This window comes from Herbaspirillum sp. RV1423, assembly GCF_000577615.1.
Classification (GTDB): Bacteria; Pseudomonadota; Gammaproteobacteria; order Burkholderiales; family Burkholderiaceae_D; genus Herbaspirillum.
The window spans coordinates 354,077-372,668 of record NZ_CBXX010000004.1; the positions used below are offsets into that span (position 1 = coordinate 354,077).

The following is an 18,592-nucleotide window of genomic DNA, read 5'->3' on the forward strand; positions in this document are numbered from 1 at the left end:
GGCGCCCCGCCGGCATCCCTGCCTGATGGCCAGAAACATTCGCGATGCCGCTGATATCCCGTGCTCGTTCTGCGGCATCGCTGAGTCGTCCGTCGTCAGTCAGGAGAACACCATGAAATGGTTTTACGATCTCAACATCACAAAAAAACTGATCTCAGTCTTTTTCATCATCATCGCCCTGGAGACGGTGCTGGGAACCTTCGCCATCCGCGAGCTGGGCCACGTCAACGAGGCGTCGACCGAGATCGCCACCAACTGGCTGCCGAGCATCCGCTCCCTGTCGGAAATAAAACTGTCGCTGGCCCGCATCCGCAACATCGAGCTGCAACACATCCTGGCGTCCTCGCCCAAGGAATTCGACGAGATCGAGCGCAACGGCGACCAATTTATCGCCGCGCTGGCCAAACAGCAACAGGAATATCAGACGGAAATCAGCGAGCCGGAAGAAAGAGCCGTCTATCCCGAGGTGGAAAAGGCAATCGTCGTGTTCCTCGCCGAGCACAAGAAAATCCTCGACCTCTCACGCGTGAACAGAAACGAAGAAGCCCGCGTCGTGCTGAAAGGCGAATCCACCGTGACATACCGCACCCTGATCGGACAGCTTGAGCGCCTGGTTAAAGTCAACGAAAAAGGCGCGACTATTTCCAATACGAACGCCGACGCCACTTACAACAGTTCGCGTCTGTGGATCATCTTGATGCTGGCGATCTGCATCGGCCTCGCCATGTCCCTGGCGGTCTGGATTTCGCGCGTGATTTCGCGCCCCCTGAACGAAGCCCTGGAAGTGGCGCAGCGCGTCGCCGGCGGCGACCTCACCGCCACGATCAATCCGGCGGGCAAGGATGAAACCGGCCGGTTGCTCGCTGCCCTCAAGGGCATGAACGACAACCTGCTGAAAATCGTCGGCGAAGTACGTATCGGCACCGACACCATCGCCACGGCATCCAATGAAATAGCCAGCGGCAACATGGACCTGTCCTCGCGCACGGAACAACAAGCCGGTTCGCTGGAAGAGACCGCCTCCGCCATGGAAGAACTGACTTCGGCCGTCAAGCAGAATGCCGATAACGCATGCCAGGCCAACCAGCTTGCCGTGACCGCATCCGAAGTGGCGATCGCCGGCGGCGATGTGGTCGGCAAGGTGGTCGACACCATGGGTTCGATCAATGATTCGTCGAAGAAAATCGTCGACATCATCAGCGTGATCGATGGCATCGCCTTCCAAACCAATATCCTGGCGCTCAACGCTGCGGTGGAAGCTGCGCGCGCCGGTGAACAGGGTCGCGGTTTTGCCGTGGTCGCCAGCGAAGTGCGCAACCTGGCCCAGCGCAGCGCCGCTGCCGCCAAGGAAATCAAGGTCCTCATTGACGATTCGGTCTCCAAGGTCGATACCGGCAGCAAGCTGGTCAAACAGGCCGGCGCCACCATGGACGAAGTCGTCAACAGCGTCCGGCGCGTGACCGACGTCGTCAGCGAAATCACGGCTGCCAGCCAGGAACAAAGCCAGGGCATCGAGCAGATCAACCGGGCCATCACGCAGATGGACGAAGTCACCCAGCAAAACGCAGCATTGGTGGAGCAGGCCGCCGCCGCCGCGCAGTCGATGCAAGAGCAGGCCGGCAGACTGTCGGAAGTGGTCGGCATCTTCAAGCTCGACGAACGCAGCGCAGTGAGTAAATCGAGCGCAGCCATATCCAGGCGCACCATCGACATCACGCCGTCCGACGCAGCGGCCAGATCCGGCAAGCAACCCGCACTGGCGAAAAACACCAGGCCGACGCTGAAACCGCCTGCCACGACCAACGATGACGGGACTTCGTGGGTACAGTTCTGATTGCAGGTGAATCCCTGCTCCGCACAACTTAGAGGTATTTCCGTGGACGCATTCCAAAAAGAAATCGACGAACGCACCAACCTGACCGCCAGCAACAAGTTCGAGCTGTTGCTGTTCCGCCTCGGCAGCGCCGGTGGCGGTGATATCGGAGAGCTGTTCGGCATCAACGTCTTCAAGATCCGCGAGATCGTGCCGATGCTGCCGATCACCACGGCTGCCGGCACCAAGCCGCCATTGCTCGGCATGGTCAATATCCGCGGCCAGGTGATCTCGGTGATCGACTTGCCGGCGGTGACCGGTTGTACGCCGAAGACAGGCCTGAACATCCTGCTGATCACCGAGTATGCGCGCAACACGCAAGCCTTCGCGGTGGAGTCGGTGGAAGAAATCGTGCGCCTCGACTGGAGCCAGGTGCTGTCGGCGGAAGCCAGCGCCGGGGGCGACCTGGTCACCAGCATCGCGCGCCTGGACACCAACGTCGACGGCGGACGCCTGGTGCAGGTGCTGGATGTGGAACAGATACTCGACCTCATCTCGCCGGTCAGGCAATCGCTCGACCATAGCCATGCCGGTGAACTCAAGAGCCTGATCAAACCCGGCGCCGTCGTACTGGCGGCGGATGACTCCAAGGTGGCGCGCGCCTTGATCGAAGAAGGATTGCACGCGCTAGGCGTCCCCTGCATCATGACCAGGAGCGGCAAGGAAGCCTGGGAAAAATTGCAGTCGCTGGGCGCGGAGGCGCAACGCGAGGGCAAACAGATCGCCGACAAGGTGGCGCTGCTGCTGACCGACCTGGAAATGCCGGAGATGGACGGCTTCACGCTCACGCGCAACGTCAAGGCCGATCAGCGCTATAAGAGCATTCCGGTGGTGATCCATTCCTCGCTGTCGGGTTCCGCCAACGAAGACCATGTGCGCAGCGTCGGCGCCGACGGCTACGTCGCCAAGTTCGCCATCGACGAACTTGCAGCCACGCTCAGGAAGACGTTGCTGCGTTGACGCCGCCTATTTGCAAGGGATAAGGAATTCCCCGATACCGGAGCAAGGAGAACTTTCCTATCATTCCTGCATCTCCTCCTGCAACCCAGCAGCAACGCACATTGAAAGTAAGTGACCGCCATGGATTTCATCGCCAGCCTGTTTCAGCAAGACATGTTCTTCGCCGTCGTGTCCTATCTCACCGTAGGCCTGATTTTCCTGGCCTATTTCCGGTATCGGGAGAAAAAATGGGAGCATGACCTGGAACAGTATCGGATCAAGGACGTGAAGCCGGCTGGCAACAGTCCGAAAATGCGCACTGCGGAAATCTACGTGCTCAACCGGAACGCCGGCAAAGCACCGTCGCAAGTATCGACGTCGGAAGAAGAAATGCAAGTCGTCGCCGGCGAAACCATGACCCCTGAATCGCAAGAGCAGACTCACACCATGCCGTCGAAAGCAGCTCAATAAACCTTCGCGCTTCAGACGGCGACGCGATCCCTGCCATCGGCTTTGGCGCGGTACAGCGCCTGATCCGCGACATCGATCAGATCCTTGGCTTCCATCCCTTTTTCCACTGTCTTCAGAGAGCAGATACCCAAGCTGACCGTCACGATGCCGCCGGGGTTGCCCGAATGCGGAATCTCCTGCGCGCGCACTGCCAGCCGTATCTGTTCCGCAATCTCCACCGCTCCCGCCATGTCGCAATCCGGCAGAATGATCGCGAACTCCTCGCCGCCATAGCGCGCGGCCAGATCGCCGCTGCGCCGCTCCCCGGACAGAATCGACTGGCCTATCCTGCGTAAGCACTCGTCGCCGGCCAGGTGGCCATACAAGTCGTTGTAGAACTTGAAGCGGTCGGCATCTATCATGATCAACGACAGGCTGTCGCCGCTGCGTACAGCGCGACTTATTTCCCTGAGCAGTGCAGCATCGAACTGGCGCCGGTTGGCCAGGCCTGTCAGGCCGTCCTGCATGGCCATCCTGGCCAATGTCAGATTCAGCCTTTCCACCTGCGCGCGCGCTTCGTTCGCCTCGTTCTCGACAACGACGCGTTGATCGATCTGCGCCACCACGCGGCGCCCCATGAACGCAAAGCCGATCACCAGCACCAGAACGCCCGCCATGTGTATATAGGCATCAGTACGCCACCCGGATAGAACCTCGTCGTTGGACAGCGCCGCCGCCACGAACATCGGATAGTTCTTCAGGCGACGATAGCCGTTGATGCGCAGCACGCCATCCTGCGAAGATTTGATGAGCGCAATGCCACTGGCCTTCTTTGACGCGTAATCGCTAAAAATCACCGTGCCCACCATGCTTTTACCGATCGAGTCCTCGCGCAGCGGACGCCGGAACACCATGGTGCCGCTGTCGAGCGCCAAGATGATGGCGCCAGACTTGCCGATATCGAAGCTGTCATAGAAGCGTTGGAAATACGCCATGTCGACAGTGGCCAGCACCACCCCGCCGAAACTGCCGTCGGCGCTGGCGATGCGGCGCGTGACGGTGGCCACCCATTTGCCGCTGGAACGGCTCCTGATCGGCGGACCGACATAAGGCCCCGGGTCGGAATGGTCGCGGTGATAAATGAAATACGCACGATCGGCGCTGCTCCGGCGACGATCGATTGCCGGCCGCGAATTGACCACCCAGCGGCCGTCCCGGTCGTAAACGGAGATGCCGTCGAGCTGCGGCAGCTCCAGCGCCTGCAACACCAGCAGGCGATGCAGGCGTTCCAGCGCGGCCGGGCCGACGCCATCCCCCCTGATGCGCTCCAGCACTCCGATCAGCACCGTATCGGCTGCCTTGAACGTATCGTCGGCATGCTGAGCCAGCGCACGCGCCATGTTGGTAACGGCAGTACCCGCCTCGCGCTCCTGGATTACCCGCGCCTGCCAGGTACGCCAGGCATCCAGGCCGATCAGCGAGATACACGCCATCAACACGAAGGCAGAAGCCAGCAACGCGGTGGGAGAGCGCTTGTAGTAATGCATGGGTCTCCGGCTTGTTGTGGCTGCAGTCTCAGACGCTTGCTTGCCGTTTGATGACATTCTTGCGCGTATCCACTTGAATATCGGTGTTTTCATCACTGGGCCAGCTTGAAGACACTGACGTTTTCGACCAGCTTTCCCGTCTCGCGCCGCAGGTTGTCGGTAGCGGCGGCGGCTTGCTCCACCAGCGCGGCGTTCTGTTGGGTCATCTGATCGATCTCGCCGATGGCGCGCGTGACTTCGCCGATGTCTTCGCTCTGGCCGGCACCGGCCGCGGCAATATCGCGCATGATGACGGCCACGCTGCCAATGGCGGTTTCGATGCTGGCCATGGCGCTGCCGGCCCGGGTCACCAGTTGGTCGCCGTGGTTGACGTTGGTCACGGATTCGGCAATCAGCGCCTTGATTTCGCGCGCTGCCTCGGCGGAACGCTGCGCCAGATGCCGCACCTCGGTGGCCACGACGGCGAAGCCGCGTCCCTGCTCGCCGGCGCGAGCCGCCTCCACCGCGGCGTTGAGCGCCAGGATATTGGTCTGGAAGGCGATGCCATCAATCACGCCGATAATGTCGGCCACCTTGTGCGAACTGGCGCGGATCGATCCCATCGTCGCCACCACCGAACCGACCACCTGGCCGCCCTGGCCTGCCTGCGACGATGCGTTGTCGACCAGGCCGCCGGCTTCGCGCGTGTGGCCGGCGTTGTTGCGGATGCTGGCGGTGAAATTGTCCATCGTGGCGCGCACCTGCTCCAGCGCACTTGCCTGCGATTCGGCACGCGCGGACAGGTCGCTGTTGCCGGCGGCGATCTGGTGCGAAGCGATGTTGATGCGTTCGGCGCCGGTGCGCACGTTGCCGACGATGGCCGCGAGCCCCTGCGCGATGCCGTTGATGGCCTGGGTCAGTTGGCCGATTTCATCGCGCCGGCCCACATGGATCATGGTGGTCAGGTCGCCCTTGGCCAGTTGCTGCGCTGCCGCCGTAGCCTCGACCAACGGCCGCGTCACCATGCGCTGCGCGAGCAAATACATGCCGGCGATGCCGGTCGCCAGCAGCGCCAGCGCAATGGCGCCATAGCGTAGCGGCAGCGCTGCAATGTCGACCGGCCTGCCCCCGCCGGGCAGCGCCGCAATCGCTGCCGAACATGCCCATGCATATGCGCCGAGCACGGCACCGGCGATAACGAACGCCAGTATGCTGATGCGTGCGCCAATGCCGATCTGGAACCGCTTGCTGACGTCAATGCCGACATACAGCACCGCCACCACGCGTCCCTGCGCATCGCGCACGGGATCGTAGCGCGTCATGTATTGGCGGCCGAACAGTTGGGCGAAGCCGGTATAGCTGCGCCCGGCCAGCAGGTCGCGATAGCCCGCGTGCGCATGGTCGAGCAGGGTGCCGATGGCGCGCTCGCCGTTTTCTTTTTTGACCGAGGTGGACACGCGCACGAAGTCCTTGCCGCGCTGGACGAAAATGGTGGCGCTGCCGCCGGTGGCGGCGGAGAAATGGTCAATATGGCGGAAATCGAGATTCAGGACATCCGCACCGTTGCGCAAGACCGGCGTCATCTCCGTGCCGACCGCGACCTGTTCTTTATCGTCCAGGACGAAGACACCCGGAAAACTACGCGCCAGTTTGCCGGCCAGTTGGTCGATTTGATAAGCAAGCGGCAGAAAGCTGTTCATTACTGAAACTCCCTTCCCGTAGTTGCGATTCTTGTTCTGATTCTACGATGGCCGATTGTAGACCAACGCGGCGCTTCCGCCGCAACTCCTGCCTAAAAACGAAAAAAATTGTTTGTGCGGATGTCTGCTTGTCCGTGCCTCAGATGTTGGAATGTGCGACGCCGATATCCGCATCGCTCGCGGCTGCGGCAGCCGTCGCCCACTTCGGAAAAACAAACACGATGGCGGCCGAGGGCACGCTGATGATTGCGAGGATGTGCTGCAAACCCTTGAATACATCCGCATAGACATCAACCGACGCGACGCAGTTTTCCATTACGACGAACGCCGGCGTATCGGTTTCGTCGTTGTATGCGATCATTCCGGTCGCGCCGCGTATGCCATCGAAAACGCGCGTGGTGCAGAACCATCTGGTCGCAATATTGCGACCGCAAGGAGCCTGGTCATGAATCATATTGATTGCATCGTCATCGGCGCCGGCGTCGTCGGCCTGTCGATCGCACGCGAGTTTGCGCTGGCGGGACGCGAGGTCGTCATCGTCGAATCAGCCGATAGCATCGGCAACGGCATCAGTTCGCGCAACAGCGAGGTGATCCATGCCGGCATTTATTATCGGCCCGGTTCACTCAAGGCGCGCTTGTGCGTAGAGGGACGCGCACTGCTGTATCGCTATTGCGAAGAACACCATGTCGCCCATCGCCGCTGCGGAAAGCTGCTGGTCGCCACCGGCGCCTCCCAATCGGATCGGCTGCACGCTATCGCGGCGCATGCCGCGCGCAACGGCGTGCACGACTTGCGCCCCATCGACGCGGCACACGCGAAAGAACTGGAACCCGCGCTGCATTGCACGGCCGCACTGCTGTCGCCGTCCACCGGTATCGTCGACAGCCACGCGCTCATGCAGCAACTGCTGGCCGACGCCGAAGCCCACGGCGCCATGCTGGCGCTGCAAAGCGAGGTAGTCGCAGCGCGTCTGACAGCAGCAGGCAATGAGCTGGACATTGCCACTGCCGACGGCGAAAAAATGAGCTTGTCCGCAGCCCTGGTGATCAATGCGGCGGGACTGGCCGCACCGAGACTGGCACGCCGTTTCGAAGGCTTATCGCCAGAACACGTGCCGACTGCTTTTTTCGCCAAGGGGAACTACTTTTCGCTGAGCAGCAAGACGCCGTTTTCTCGATTGATCTATCCGCTGCCCGAAGACGGCGGCCTCGGCGTGCATCTGACTTTGGACCTCGCCGGCCAGGCGCGTTTCGGTCCCGATGTGGAATGGCTGGACATTCGCGACGACCGCGAGATCGATTTCGCCGTGGACGCCCGCCGCGCGCAAAACTTCTATGCGGCGATCCGGCGTTATTGGCCTGCATTGCCGGATGCCGCCTTGCAGCCGAGCTATGCCGGCGTACGCCCCAAATTGACGGACGGAGGCAAGGAAGAGGATTTCCTGATCAGCGGTCCGGCGCAGCACGGCTGCAAGGGATTGATCAATCTGTTCGGGATCGAATCCCCCGGCCTGACGTCGGCGCTGGCCATTGCGCGCCACGTTCTCGTCACCAGCAAAGGCTGATCGAAAGCGTGTGCCGTCGCGGCGTCACACCTTGATTCCGGGCAAGGCAGCCGTTTAACAACACCGCCGACATCCGTCGGCTTGACATTTAAGATGACCGGTCATATTATATCGCCATGTCCAAGCCCAATACCCGCGACCAGATTTTCGATGCCGCCCTGACTCTGCTGTCGGAGCGCGGTTTCAATGCGTGCAGCGTACAAGACATCACGACTGCCGCCGGCGTGCCGAAGGGTTCGTTTTACAACCATTTCGACAGCAAGGAAGCGCTCGGCGCCGAGATCGTCCGCCATTACGCCGGCAGGAGCAAGTTGCGCGAAGTGCTGGCCGACGACAGCATTCCGGCGCTGGAGAGGTTGCGCCGCTACTTTACCGGGCTCAACGACAGGATCGTCGATCGCGGTTTCCAGCACGGCTGCATGATCGGCAACATGAGCGCCGAACTGGCGGAACAGAGCGACATGATTCGCGGCCAGTTGGCCGAGATTTACCAGGCTTGGTCAGACAAGCTGGAATATGCGATAGCGGCCGGGCAGCAGGAAGGCGCCATTCCATCCAGAATGAGCGCCAAGGTACTCGCAGGATTTCTGCTGAACGCCTGGGAGGGCACCGCGTTGCGTGTTCGCGTCGAACGCACGCAGGAGCCGTTCGATCAGTTCATGGAACTGGTGTTCAACGAGGTCCTGAAGTGACAGCATCATCTTGAAATCGGCAGCACGCCGCCTGAATGCAGGCGGCATTTTTTTACACTGAATTAAGACGACCGGTCATTTTAAAAATTCTGTGCAGCACCTGTTTTTCCACATTCAACGACAACTTCGCCAGAGAGAATCTCATGGATACGACAACCTCCTCATCCGCGCCGGCCTCCGGCAACGCGCCGCTGTACTGGATGGCGCTGGGCACCTTCGCCGTCGGCGCTGAAGGTTTCATGATCGCCGGCATTTTGCCGACGGTGGCCGCCGATCTGGGCGTCAGCGTCGCCGTCGCGGGCCAACTGGTGGTGGCTTTCACCGCCGCCTACGCGCTCAGTTCACCGGTCCTGACCGCGCTGACCGGCGCCATCAGCCGCCGCGGCCTGCTGATCGGCGCCATGACGGCGTTCACGCTGGCCAACCTGCTGGCCTGGCAAGCCAGCGGTTACTGGTCGCTCATGACGGCGCGCATTCTGCTGGCCTTCGCTGCCGGTTTATATGTTCCCAACGCCATGGCGCTGGCCGGCGCGCTGGTGGCGCCCGAACGGCGCGGCGGCGCGCTGGCCCTGGTCGGCGGCGGCATTACGGTGGCCGTGGCGCTGGCGGCCCCGCTGGGCACGCTGATCGCGGACAAGCTCAGTTGGCGCATGACCTTCGCCGGTGTTGCACTGTTGGCGGCGCTCGCCACCATCGGGCTGACGCTCGGCCTGCCGCGCGGCATCGGCAGCAAACTGCCGGTCGCCAGCTTGCGCGAACGCATGTTGGCGGCGCGCGATCCGGCCGTGCTGCGCGCCTTGCTGACGACCCTGCTGTGGGCTACCGGCGCCTATGCAATGTATACCTATTTTGCGCTGTATTTGAATCAGGTCACCGGCATTCACGGCGCGCATGTCGGCTACGTCCTGTTCGCTTGGGGCATCGCTGCCGCCATCGGCGTCATGTCCGGCGGCAAGATCGCCGACCGCATCGGCTTCCAGCGCGTGACCGGTCCGGCCCTGATGTTCCTGATCGCAGCGTTCCTCTCGCTGGCCGCCATCGCCTGGCTGCTGCCGCAACACTTGGCGATACTGCCGGTGTTCGTCAGTGTGATTGTGTGGGGCATATCGGGATGGGCATTCTATCCGGCGCAGCAGACCAACCTGATCCACCTTGCCGGCATCAGACTGGCGCCGATCGCGCTGTCGCTTAATGCCTCGTTCATGTACCTGGGCTTCTCGCTCGGCGCCAGCGCCGGTGCGCTGACCGTGGCCGACAGTTCAGTCAGGAACCTGGGATTGGTGGCGGCCGCCTTCGTTTCCAGCGCTCTGCTGCTCAAGCGTAGCGTTGCGCGCAGGACAGCCGCATCGGCGGCCTGAAGGAGCGTTGCTTGTTCTTGCATGAAGTCGCCCGTGCCGGCAAATCGGCGCGGGCGAAGAGGATGCCTTACTGCTGAGGCACTTCTCATATTTGATATTCAAAAACCGATTGCCGCATCCGCCGACAATCGCATATACCTATGGCAACTTGCCCTTCTCCCGCTTTCAGTCGGATGCCGAAAACTCCATCGTCGAGATGCGCTGCATCACTTCTACACATTGCGCGCGCATCCTCAATGCCAAATTCTTTCTCGAACTGTTCTTTGGCCCTAGACCACTGCGCCATTCCTTCAGCCTCGCGCTTCCGCCCCAAGGTCTGACAAATCAATTTCCCGCTCGCAACATCCGTGAAATCGGCCAGCCGGCATCATAAAATCCCGTCAAGTGCCGGGCAGCCTTGCGAACGACTGCGTTGTTACATGGGCCCGGCTGCTCGTTGGACAAAACAATTACCGTAAGTTGGTCTGGTAGTGCAAAGGTACAGAATCAATGCTTCGCAACGTAGTCTCATACGAGACGATATGCAAAATTTTTATTTAATCAGTCGCTTATCTTGGATCTATATGCGTCATCAGATTCAGCACGCGATGACGTTGCAACACGCGCTGCCTGGCGAGGACGGCAATGTCATGGCCCGCCTCCACAGTGATTTTGGCATCGACTTCAATATGGGCATCAGCCACGATCATATCGCCCATCTTTCGGGCCCGTACGTCGTGTACGCCGCTCACGCCAGGCGTCGCCAGCAGCGTGCTGCGAATGGCATCGACTTCCTCTTGGTCAACTGAACGGTCCATCAGGTCATGCAGCGCATCCCAGCCAAACTCCCATCCCATTTTTGCCACCATGAAACCGACGATCAACGCGGCGATAGGGTCCAGGATAGGATAGCCGGCCAGATTGCCGATAATACCGACGCCCACAACCAGCGAGGACGCGGCATCCGAACGCGCATGCCAGGCATTGGCCACCAACATGCTGGACTTGACCTGCTTGGCCACGCGAAGCATGTAGCGAAACAGGAGCTCCTTTGCCAACAGCGCAGCGCATGCCACCCACAATGCAATGACATGCACCTGCTGCACGCTATCGGGATTCTCCAGCTTGATAATCGCTGACCACAACATGCCGATGCCGACTGCGAGGAGCAACATGCCCAACACCATCGAGGCGGCAGTCTCAAACCGATGATGGCCATAGGGATGCCCTTCGTCAGCCTCCTTTTTGCTGTGATGATTCGCAAAGAGAACGACAAAGTCCGCAACCAGATCAGACAATGAATGCACACCATCGGCAATCAGACCTTGCGATTTCGAGAATATCCCCGCGATGATCTGTAATAGCGTCAGCAGAAGATTGACTCCGACGCTTACCCAAGTGCTTCGTGAAGCCGCTTTGGCGCGAGCCAGTTGACTATGTTCCGGGTCTTCCGTATCGTCGGGAAAATCGTTGTAATTCATGAATAGTGATAAATGATGACCGGCGCCATGTGCATGACCCAATGGAATAGCACACGGTTCATCTGAAGACGATCACCGGTATTTTGCTATATACCAATACTTTTTGCGCCTGGCTGCCCAATAGCAATTTATCGAGGCCCGTGCGACCGTGCGATGCCATGAATATACTGTCGCAGCCATAGGTCTGCGCGGCAGTTAAAATCTCGTCCGATGGATTGCCGCTCTCTGTCGTATGTACCTCGCAAGGTACACCTGCTTTCTCGGCAAGGTTCTTGATGATCTCTACATTGTCTCGTGCCTGTTGACGGATGGAGTCGGCCAGCAAGGTAAAATCACCTCCCCCGCTGATCAGAGAAATAGGGAAATACCGCGATATCTCCGCAACCGACAATCCGACGATCGCACTGCCGTTATCTTTGGCAAACTCGATTGCCGCCCTCGCTGCCCTGTTGGATAAATCAGATCCATCTGTCGGTACTAGCATCTTCTTGAACATACACGCTCCTGACTGGGGAATATTTTTCTTATCGTACGCGCAATAAGCAGTCAGTCGCTGATCTGGATCAAGTCAGCCGAATACCATGATGAACAGGAGATATATTTCGGAGGTGTCGTCGCCACGGGACGCCTGAAGAAAGTTGCGAGACTTATAACATCAGTATGTCTGGCGCCATGGCGCGCCAGACATACCTGACCAAGCCGACTTGAAGCAGCTCCGTCGGCAGACAGGTTTAAGCGGTCGTATTGACAATACTGCCAACGTTACCGCTCATTGGACGAGCCTTTTCCACTTCGCCCGGCTTGCTGCCGTCATGATCGCCATCGCTGTCGACGCGCCCTGCATTGGCTGGGGGCGTAGCCGTCGATGGTGGAATGTATGCCCTGCTTGTTGCGCTGCTGATTGCGGAAGTCATGTCCTGCTCCTTAATATTTTCAAAGAAATGGCAAACCTTGTATCTGTCCGCAAAATACTGCCGACCGGGTAAATAGTAGTGGCGCACACTTAGGCCAGACTTAGACGGGCCATATTCCCCATGGAAATCAATGCCATGCAGCTATGTCTTTCCTAAGTTTTGTCAGGCATATTGCAGGTCTCGATTATCCGCGCACCGAGACCGATGCGCTACGGGATGCTGGAAACGAGAGGCGTTTGTGTTTGCGATTTTTTTTGCAGGCCTGGGCCGATTCAATTAACCTCAGGAATGCCACATAAGCAGATGCGGATCTTACTAGTTGAAGACGATGCAATGATCGGAGAAGCGATCTCGCAAGCACTTAAGGACGCCAGCTACGCTGTAGATTGGGTATGTGACGGACAAGCCGCGCTGAGTGCAGTGAGCAGCCAGCGCTATGACGCGATGCTGCTCGACCTGGGATTGCCTCAAAAGGACGGTGTCGAGGTGCTTCGCGTATTACGCGCAAACGAAAATTCGATACCGATCTTAATTGTCAGCGCGAGAGATGCCGTCGAAGACCGTATCCAGGGTCTCGACAGCGGTGCAGACGACTACATATTGAAGCCATTCGAAATGGCGGAATTGCTCGCCAGGATCCGCGCCACCGTTCGCCGCAATGCGGGTGTTGCCGCACCGACGCTGTCAAACGGCATCTTGTCGCTTGATCCGGTCAGTCGCGAAGTGACGATCGACGGCATGACGACACAATTATCAGGTCGCGAATTCTCGTTGCTGCAAGCCTTGTTAATCCGGCCTGGAGCGATTCTTTCGCGTGTTGAACTGGAAGATCGGATTTATGGCTGGAATGAGGAAGTCGAAAGCAATGCTGTTGAATTCCTGATTCATTCGCTACGAAAAAAACTTGGCAGTTCCACAATCAGAAATGTCAGGGGGGTCGGATGGATGGTCGCCAAAGGAAAATGAATCGCTCTTTGCAATTTCGGCTTTCCATCTGGCTGGCGGCGTGCATCATCCTCGTTACGTCGGGTGGCGTGGCGCTGTCTTTCGCACTGGCGTTTCATGAAGCCAATGAATTCCAGGACGACCAGCTCAGACAAGTCGCAGCACTCGTCGAATATCAGCACCTCAGGCAGACTCCACTCAACGCCAAAAGTGTATTGACCGGAGACGATGACACCCGCGTCATCATACAGATGCTGCACCCGGAAAATGCAGGCAAGGAATCCGGCGCAACAGAATCAGGCGAAAGCGCTCTGCCTTTGCCGCCTGGCCTCCCGGATGGCATGCAGACAATCTCGATCGGCAACGTGGATTGGAGGGTATTTATCAAGCCTGCGGCCAACGATGTACGCATCGCTGTTGCCCAACCCACCGCAGTGCGCGACGAGATTGCGAAAGACAGCGCGCTGCGAACGCTGATTCCATTGTTGTTGTTGGTGCCGTTGCTGATTGTCCTGGTCGGCATATTGATAAAGCAAATGTTCAAACCGGTGAAGACACTTGCCATGGATCTGGATGCGCGCCCTGAACAAGAGCTTGGCCTGCTGGACGAGAGAAATCTCCCGCTCGAGATCAAGCCGTTCGTCGCCGCAATCAATCGACTTTTGGCCCGCGTCGAACGGTCGGTTAATGTCCAGAGACGATTCGTCGCCGATGCTGCACATGAATTGCGATCGCCTTTGACCGCCTTATCGTTACAGACTGAGCGCCTGTCAGAGACTGACATGCCAACAGAGGCGAGAGAACGCGTCGCCACCTTGAGGCAGGGCATCGTCCGGACGCAGGCATTGATCAATCAATTGTTGGCGCTGGCACATATCCACGAAAGCAAGACTGATCGGCATAAGTCCGTGTCCTTACAGCGCGTGATACGTCTTGTATTGGAAGACCTGATCCCCCAGGCTGAACAGAAGCAAATCGACTTGGGAATGGCCGATAGCACTGACATCGACATCACCGCAGACGAAATGGAGTTCAGGATGCTGGTCAAGAACCTGATCGACAATGCCATTCGCTATACGCCCGCAAACGGTCGCATCGATCTGGCGATCAGTGTGTCGGAAGATTTAGCGACATTGACAATCATCGACACGGGCCCCGGCATTCATGAAGATGACCGTCAACGCGTGTTTGATGCTTTCTTTCGCGTTCTCGGAAATGAGCATGCCGGCTCCGGACTTGGCCTGTCCATCGTCAAAACCGCCGCAGACCACATTGGCGCTTCGATTGAACTCAGCCATGCCAATCCATCTCCGCCCTACGGCTTGAGCGTTGCCGTGAAATTCAAGCGCTTTGTTGCACATCCATCGACCAAGTCTTAGCATCACTACCACCCAAGAAGGAAAACACCATGAAATCAGACTATCCAGACGAAAAAAATCCAAGCAACCGCTATACGGCTCCCGCGAGACTGCTGCATTGGACACTGGCAATACTGCTCATCGGCATGGTAGGACTCGGTTGGTACATGATGTCCATAGAGGATGCGCCGGGAAGCGACTGGTACTTCAATCTGCACAAGTCAGTAGGGCTTTTAGTCCTTCTTCTGGTGTTGCTACGCGCAGTATGGCGCCTCCTGCATCAACCTGCGCCGCTTCCCCTGGCAACACCTCCGTGGCAAATCATTGCCTCCACCGTCAGCCATTGGGTCCTGTACGCTCTGATGCTGGCATTGCCTCTGATAGGCGCTATTGGCGCAGCATTCAGTAAGTCCGGCCTGATTTTTTTTGGGACGCCGCTGCCTCGTCTTGTTGCCCCCGATCATGACGTCGCCGAATTGTTTTTCTCCATGCACTCTTTCGCAGCCTGGATTCTCGTCATACTCGTCTCCTTGCATGTGCTTGCGGCATTGAAGCATCTGCTGATCGACAGAGATGGCGTGTTTCAGCGCATGTGGTTCTAAGCATCCCTACCAATGTATGGAAGTTTCGAGATAACCACACGAAGAAATGGGAAAGCGATCCGCAATTGGATTTTTTGCTGCAGCGAATCCGCGAATCGCTTCCACCTACACTAGAACGCATCTCAGGCCTATTTATGAAATGAGTTCTAGATGGAACGAATACTGACGCGTTTTGCCAGCTCTTCAGCAGATTCTCGACGCTCACTGTAACGATCCACGAGGAAAGGAGAGACGTCGCGGGTCAGCAAAGTGAATTTGACCAGTTCCTCCATCACATCCACTACACGCTCATAGTAAGATGAGGGCTTCATACGGCCTTCATCGTCAAATTCAAGATATGCCTTGGCGACAGCCGATTGATTTGGAATGGTGATCATCCTCATCCAACGACCGAGGATGCGCATCTGATTGACGGCGTTGAAGGATTGAGAGCCTCCTGAGACCTCCATGACCGCAAGTGTTTTTCCCTGTGTCGGACGAACCGCACCTTGCGTCAAAGGGATCCAATCGATCTGCGCCTTCATGATGCCTGTCATGGCGCCATGGCGTTCTGGCGAGCACCACACCATGCCTTCGGACCAAACGACTAAATCGCGCAGTTCCTGCACCTTGGGATGCGTTTCAGGTTCGCCATCAGGCAGCGGCAAGCCACGCGGATCGAAGATCTTGACTTCGCCACCCATTGCCTCCAACAGGCGAGCCGCTTCCATTGTCAGCAAACGGCTATAGGAGCGCTCGCGCACCGAACCGTACAGCAGCAAGAACCGCGGCGCGTGCGTCGAAGTGGCAACGTTGGCGAAATCTGTCGCCACAGGCGCCTTAAACAGATCGCCGGCGACGTTAGGCAGATCATTTAGTCGGCGTGACACGCTGCCCCTCCGCGTTGATGACAACCTCGCCGTCTTCCTTGGTGAACGGCCCCTTTTGAGGATGAGGCAGAATATCCAGTACCGCTTCGGACGGACGGCACAGAAGCGTACCTTTGGAAGTGACGACAAACGGACGATTGATCAGGACCGGATGCGCCAGCATCGCGTCGAGCAACTGTCCATCTGTCAACGCAGGATTGTCCAGGCCGAGCTCTGCATAAGGCGTACCTTTTTGGCGGATCGCTTCACGCACGGCCAGGCCGGCGTCCTTGATGAGTTGAATCAAGGTTTCGCGCGACGGCGGATGCTGCAGATACTCGATAATGGTCGGCTCCTCGCCGCTATTGCGAATCAAGGCCAGTGTGTTGCGGGATGTGCCGCAGGCGGGGTTGTGATAGATCGTCGTCATGGTTATGTCCTCATGTGAAGTCAGGCAGTCAAACGCAAGGCCAATGCGGATAGCGTCGCCAGCAAAACCGGAATTGTGAGCATGGCGCCCACACGGAAATAATAGCCCCAGGATATCTGAATGTCCTTGGCGGCCAATACATGCAACCACAACAGCGTCGCCAGGCTGCCGATCGGCGTAATCTTCGGTCCCAGGTCGCTGCCGATGACATTGGCGTAAATCATGGCTTCTTTGACGACGCCTTGCGCCGTCGCTGCGTCGATTGATAAGGCTCCGACGAGTACCGTCGGCATGTTGTTCATGATCGACGACAGGAATGCAGTCAACAAGCCGGTACCGATCGCCGCGCCCCACACGCCATGTTGTGCAAATCCGTTTAGCAATCCAGTGAGATAACCAGTCAGCCCCGCGTTTCGGAGACCATAGACCACCAGATACATCCCCAATGAAAAGAAGACGATCTGCCAGGGTGCGCCCTTGATCACTGCACGCGTGGAGATGATATGGCCTTTTGCGGCAACAGCCAGCAAAATGACGGCGCCCATAGCAGCGACGGCGCTAATCGGCACCCCCACGCTTTCAAGCCAGAAGAAGCCAACCAGCAACAACCCAAGCACCCACCAGCCGGCGGTGAATGTGGCGCGGTCACGGATTGCATCCGTTGGTTTCTTGAGTTGTTCAAGGTCGTAGTCGACAGGAACATCGCGACGGAAATACAGGAACAGCACTACGAGCGTCATGATCACCGACACGATATTGACCTGCACCATGACGGCAGCGTACTGTGCGAAACCGATTTTGAAGAAATCGGCAGAGACGATATTGACCAGATTCGAGACGACCAGGGGCAGGCTCGCCGTGTCGGCAATGAAGCCGGCAGCCATCACGAATGCCAGGGTGGCTTGCGGCGAGAAGCGTAACGCCAGCAACATGGCAATAACGATCGGGGTAAGAATCAGAGCTGCACCGTCGTTGGCGAACAAGGCGGAAACGGCGGCGCCAAGCAACACCAGCAAAACGAACAACTTGCGGCCGCTGCCGCCGCCCCAGCGCGCAACGTGCAACGCCGCCCATTCGAAGAAACCGGCTTTATCGAGAAGCAGGCTGATGATGATGATCGCAATGAAGGTGCCGGTCGCGTTCCAGACGATATGCCACACCACCGGGATGTCGGATAGCTGAATGACGCCGAATGCCAGCGCCGCCAGCGCCCCCGCACAAGCACTCCAACCGATGCCGAGCCCGCGCGGCTGCCAGATGACGAAGACGAGGGTCAGCAAGAAGATGATGAATGCGGTGAGCAAGTTGTTTTTATCCTTGAATCTATTATCTATTGGCGGTCCGGAAGCGTCGAACCATTTGATGCGAAAAGAAGCACAGACCCAGAATCGGTCCGCACTCCTTCTGCAACGACTAAACCTGGCTGGCGCCGATGGCATCCATTTCGCGTTTGATGGCGGTCTTCTCCAGCGTGTGGAATGGCAAGCTGTTGAAGATATTCACGCGAGTGGTAATTTGACGAGCGACCTTGGAAAACACGGCGCGCTTCTGTTCCTCAGTACCGGTCGCGGCGGCAGGATCTTCAAAACCCCAGTGCGCAGAGATAGGCTGGCCCGGCCAGATCGGGCAAACTTCGCCGGCGGCGTTATCGCAGACAGTGATGATGAAGTCCATCTTCGGCGCGTCTGGAGCCGCAAATTCATCCCAGCTCTTGCTGCGCAGCTTGTCCAGCGGATAGCCGGTGCTCTTGATTTGCTCGACGGCCAGCGGATTGACCGTGCCGCCAGGGTGACTGCCGGCGCTGTAAGCATTGAAACGACCTTTGCCCATGGTGTTAAGCAGAGCTTCCGCCATGATGCTGCGGGCAGAATTCCCCGTACACAGGAAGAGAACGTTATAGGTTTTTTCGGCTTGAGAGGAACTCATGGAA

At 58.3% G+C, this 18,592-nt stretch carries 20 protein-coding genes; 10 read left to right on the plus strand and 10 right to left on the minus strand.

What is annotated here, in order from left to right; genetic code table 11:
* Positions 1-112: 112 nt before the first annotated feature.
* From RV1423_RS06335 to RV1423_RS06345, 3 genes are all read left to right on the plus strand, one after another.
* A complete protein-coding gene (locus tag RV1423_RS06335; RefSeq protein ID WP_034294372.1) occupies positions 113-1,834 on the plus strand; it encodes a methyl-accepting chemotaxis protein in 1,722 nt (573 codons plus the stop codon).
* 42 nt (positions 1,835-1,876) lie between these two features.
* A complete protein-coding gene (locus RV1423_RS06340) occupies positions 1,877-2,833 on the plus strand; it encodes a chemotaxis protein (protein WP_034294375.1) in 957 nt (318 codons plus the stop codon).
* Between the two features lie 111 nt (positions 2,834-2,944).
* On the plus strand, positions 2,945-3,283 hold the full coding sequence (locus RV1423_RS06345) for a hypothetical protein (RefSeq protein WP_155835036.1): 339 nt from the start codon (positions 2,945-2,947) through the stop codon (positions 3,281-3,283).
* 11 nt (positions 3,284-3,294) lie between these two features.
* Here RV1423_RS06345 and RV1423_RS06350 read toward each other — a convergent pair whose 3' ends face one another.
* The 3 genes from RV1423_RS06350 to RV1423_RS06360 all read right to left on the minus strand — a co-directional run bounded on the left by RV1423_RS06350 (position 3,295) and on the right by RV1423_RS06360 (position 6,849).
* The gene (locus RV1423_RS06350) at positions 3,295-4,809 is read right to left on the minus strand and encodes a sensor domain-containing diguanylate cyclase (RefSeq protein ID WP_051516517.1); all 1,515 of its coding nucleotides are present in this window, start codon (positions 4,807-4,809) and stop codon (positions 3,295-3,297) included.
* A 92-nt stretch (positions 4,810-4,901) separates the two neighbouring features.
* Positions 4,902-6,488: a methyl-accepting chemotaxis protein gene (locus tag RV1423_RS06355; protein WP_034294379.1), complete on the minus strand. Its 1,587-nt coding sequence runs from the start codon at positions 6,486-6,488 to the stop codon at positions 4,902-4,904.
* Positions 6,489-6,627: 139 nt separating this feature from the next.
* Complete coding sequence (locus RV1423_RS06360; protein ID WP_034294381.1) at positions 6,628-6,849, minus strand: hypothetical protein; 222 nt, start codon at positions 6,847-6,849, stop codon at positions 6,628-6,630.
* Positions 6,850-6,933: 84 nt separating this feature from the next.
* On the opposite strand from RV1423_RS06360, the gene RV1423_RS06365 reads away from it, so the two are divergent.
* The 4 genes from RV1423_RS06365 to RV1423_RS06380 all read left to right on the plus strand — a co-directional run bounded on the left by RV1423_RS06365 (position 6,934) and on the right by RV1423_RS06380 (position 10,478).
* The gene (locus RV1423_RS06365) at positions 6,934-8,055 is read left to right on the plus strand and encodes an NAD(P)/FAD-dependent oxidoreductase (RefSeq protein ID WP_034294383.1); all 1,122 of its coding nucleotides are present in this window, start codon (positions 6,934-6,936) and stop codon (positions 8,053-8,055) included.
* A 116-nt stretch (positions 8,056-8,171) separates the two neighbouring features.
* Entirely contained in the window at positions 8,172-8,747 is a 576-nt protein-coding gene (locus RV1423_RS06370) for a TetR/AcrR family transcriptional regulator (RefSeq protein WP_051516518.1), read from the plus strand.
* A gap of 143 nt (positions 8,748-8,890) precedes the next feature.
* Positions 8,891-10,105, plus strand: coding sequence for an MFS transporter (locus RV1423_RS06375; RefSeq protein WP_034294387.1), 1,215 nt, complete (start codon positions 8,891-8,893; stop codon positions 10,103-10,105).
* A 91-nt stretch (positions 10,106-10,196) separates the two neighbouring features.
* Entirely contained in the window at positions 10,197-10,478 is a 282-nt protein-coding gene (locus RV1423_RS06380) for a hypothetical protein (protein WP_155835037.1), read from the plus strand.
* A 175-nt stretch (positions 10,479-10,653) separates the two neighbouring features.
* Here RV1423_RS06380 and RV1423_RS06385 read toward each other — a convergent pair whose 3' ends face one another.
* The 3 genes from RV1423_RS06385 to RV1423_RS28975 all read right to left on the minus strand — a co-directional run bounded on the left by RV1423_RS06385 (position 10,654) and on the right by RV1423_RS28975 (position 12,479).
* The gene (locus tag RV1423_RS06385) at positions 10,654-11,565 is read right to left on the minus strand and encodes a cation diffusion facilitator family transporter (protein ID WP_034294389.1); all 912 of its coding nucleotides are present in this window, start codon (positions 11,563-11,565) and stop codon (positions 10,654-10,656) included.
* Between the two features lie 58 nt (positions 11,566-11,623).
* A complete protein-coding gene (locus RV1423_RS06390; protein ID WP_034294390.1) occupies positions 11,624-12,061 on the minus strand; it encodes a universal stress protein in 438 nt (145 codons plus the stop codon).
* 235 nt (positions 12,062-12,296) lie between these two features.
* Entirely contained in the window at positions 12,297-12,479 is a 183-nt protein-coding gene (locus RV1423_RS28975) for a hypothetical protein (RefSeq protein ID WP_081768713.1), read from the minus strand.
* A gap of 303 nt (positions 12,480-12,782) precedes the next feature.
* On the opposite strand from RV1423_RS28975, the gene RV1423_RS06395 reads away from it, so the two are divergent.
* The 3 genes from RV1423_RS06395 to RV1423_RS06405 are packed head-to-tail and all read left to right on the plus strand — an operon-like array spanning position 12,783 to position 15,384.
* Positions 12,783-13,445, plus strand: a complete 663-nt coding sequence (locus tag RV1423_RS06395; RefSeq protein ID WP_034294392.1) for a response regulator transcription factor — start codon at positions 12,783-12,785, stop codon at positions 13,443-13,445.
* Positions 13,442-14,803: an ATP-binding protein gene (locus RV1423_RS06400; RefSeq protein ID WP_231502073.1), complete on the plus strand. Its 1,362-nt coding sequence runs from the start codon at positions 13,442-13,444 to the stop codon at positions 14,801-14,803. The genes RV1423_RS06395 and RV1423_RS06400 overlap by 4 nt, the downstream gene beginning before the upstream one ends.
* A gap of 29 nt (positions 14,804-14,832) precedes the next feature.
* On the plus strand, positions 14,833-15,384 hold the full coding sequence (locus RV1423_RS06405; protein ID WP_034294396.1) for a cytochrome b: 552 nt from the start codon (positions 14,833-14,835) through the stop codon (positions 15,382-15,384).
* A gap of 146 nt (positions 15,385-15,530) precedes the next feature.
* On the opposite strand, the gene arsH is transcribed toward RV1423_RS06405, so the two are convergent.
* The 4 genes from arsH to RV1423_RS06425 all read right to left on the minus strand — a co-directional run bounded on the left by arsH (position 15,531) and on the right by RV1423_RS06425 (position 18,588).
* A complete protein-coding gene (gene arsH, locus RV1423_RS06410) occupies positions 15,531-16,253 on the minus strand; it encodes an arsenical resistance protein ArsH (protein ID WP_034294398.1) in 723 nt (240 codons plus the stop codon).
* Positions 16,234-16,662: an arsenate reductase (glutaredoxin) gene (gene arsC / locus RV1423_RS06415; RefSeq protein ID WP_034294399.1), complete on the minus strand. Its 429-nt coding sequence runs from the start codon at positions 16,660-16,662 to the stop codon at positions 16,234-16,236. The genes arsH and arsC overlap by 20 nt, the downstream gene beginning before the upstream one ends.
* A gap of 20 nt (positions 16,663-16,682) precedes the next feature.
* Positions 16,683-17,966 carry an arsenic transporter gene (locus RV1423_RS06420; protein WP_034294402.1) on the minus strand — a complete coding sequence of 428 codons (1,284 nt, stop codon included), beginning with the start codon at positions 17,964-17,966 and terminating at the stop codon, positions 16,683-16,685.
* A gap of 109 nt (positions 17,967-18,075) precedes the next feature.
* Positions 18,076-18,588: an arsenate reductase ArsC gene (locus RV1423_RS06425; RefSeq protein ID WP_034294405.1), complete on the minus strand. Its 513-nt coding sequence runs from the start codon at positions 18,586-18,588 to the stop codon at positions 18,076-18,078.
* Positions 18,589-18,592: the final 4 nt, after the last annotated feature.

Coding starts and splice junctions, on each gene's coding strand:
- RV1423_RS06335 (WP_034294372.1), top strand. CDS start 113: ATGAAATGGTTTTACGATCTCAACATCACAAAAAAACTGATCTCAGTC.
- RV1423_RS06350 (WP_051516517.1), bottom strand. CDS start 4,809: ATGCATTACTACAAGCGCTCTCCCACCGCGTTGCTGGCTTCTGCCTTC.
- RV1423_RS06355 (WP_034294379.1), bottom strand. CDS start 6,488: ATGAACAGCTTTCTGCCGCTTGCTTATCAAATCGACCAACTGGCCGGC.
- RV1423_RS06360 (WP_034294381.1), bottom strand. CDS start 6,849: ATGATCGCATACAACGACGAAACCGATACGCCGGCGTTCGTCGTAATG.
- RV1423_RS06365 (WP_034294383.1), top strand. CDS start 6,934: ATGAATCATATTGATTGCATCGTCATCGGCGCCGGCGTCGTCGGCCTG.
- RV1423_RS06370 (WP_051516518.1), top strand. CDS start 8,172: ATGTCCAAGCCCAATACCCGCGACCAGATTTTCGATGCCGCCCTGACT.
- RV1423_RS06375 (WP_034294387.1), top strand. CDS start 8,891: ATGGATACGACAACCTCCTCATCCGCGCCGGCCTCCGGCAACGCGCCG.
- RV1423_RS06385 (WP_034294389.1), bottom strand. CDS start 11,565: ATGAATTACAACGATTTTCCCGACGATACGGAAGACCCGGAACATAGT.
- RV1423_RS06390 (WP_034294390.1), bottom strand. CDS start 12,061: ATGTTCAAGAAGATGCTAGTACCGACAGATGGATCTGATTTATCCAAC.
- RV1423_RS28975 (WP_081768713.1), bottom strand. CDS start 12,479: ATGACTTCCGCAATCAGCAGCGCAACAAGCAGGGCATACATTCCACCA.
- RV1423_RS06395 (WP_034294392.1), top strand. CDS start 12,783: ATGCGGATCTTACTAGTTGAAGACGATGCAATGATCGGAGAAGCGATC.
- RV1423_RS06400 (WP_231502073.1), top strand. CDS start 13,442: ATGAATCGCTCTTTGCAATTTCGGCTTTCCATCTGGCTGGCGGCGTGC.
- RV1423_RS06405 (WP_034294396.1), top strand. CDS start 14,833: ATGAAATCAGACTATCCAGACGAAAAAAATCCAAGCAACCGCTATACG.
- arsC (WP_034294399.1), bottom strand. CDS start 16,662: ATGACGACGATCTATCACAACCCCGCCTGCGGCACATCCCGCAACACA.
- RV1423_RS06425 (WP_034294405.1), bottom strand. CDS start 18,588: ATGAGTTCCTCTCAAGCCGAAAAAACCTATAACGTTCTCTTCCTGTGT.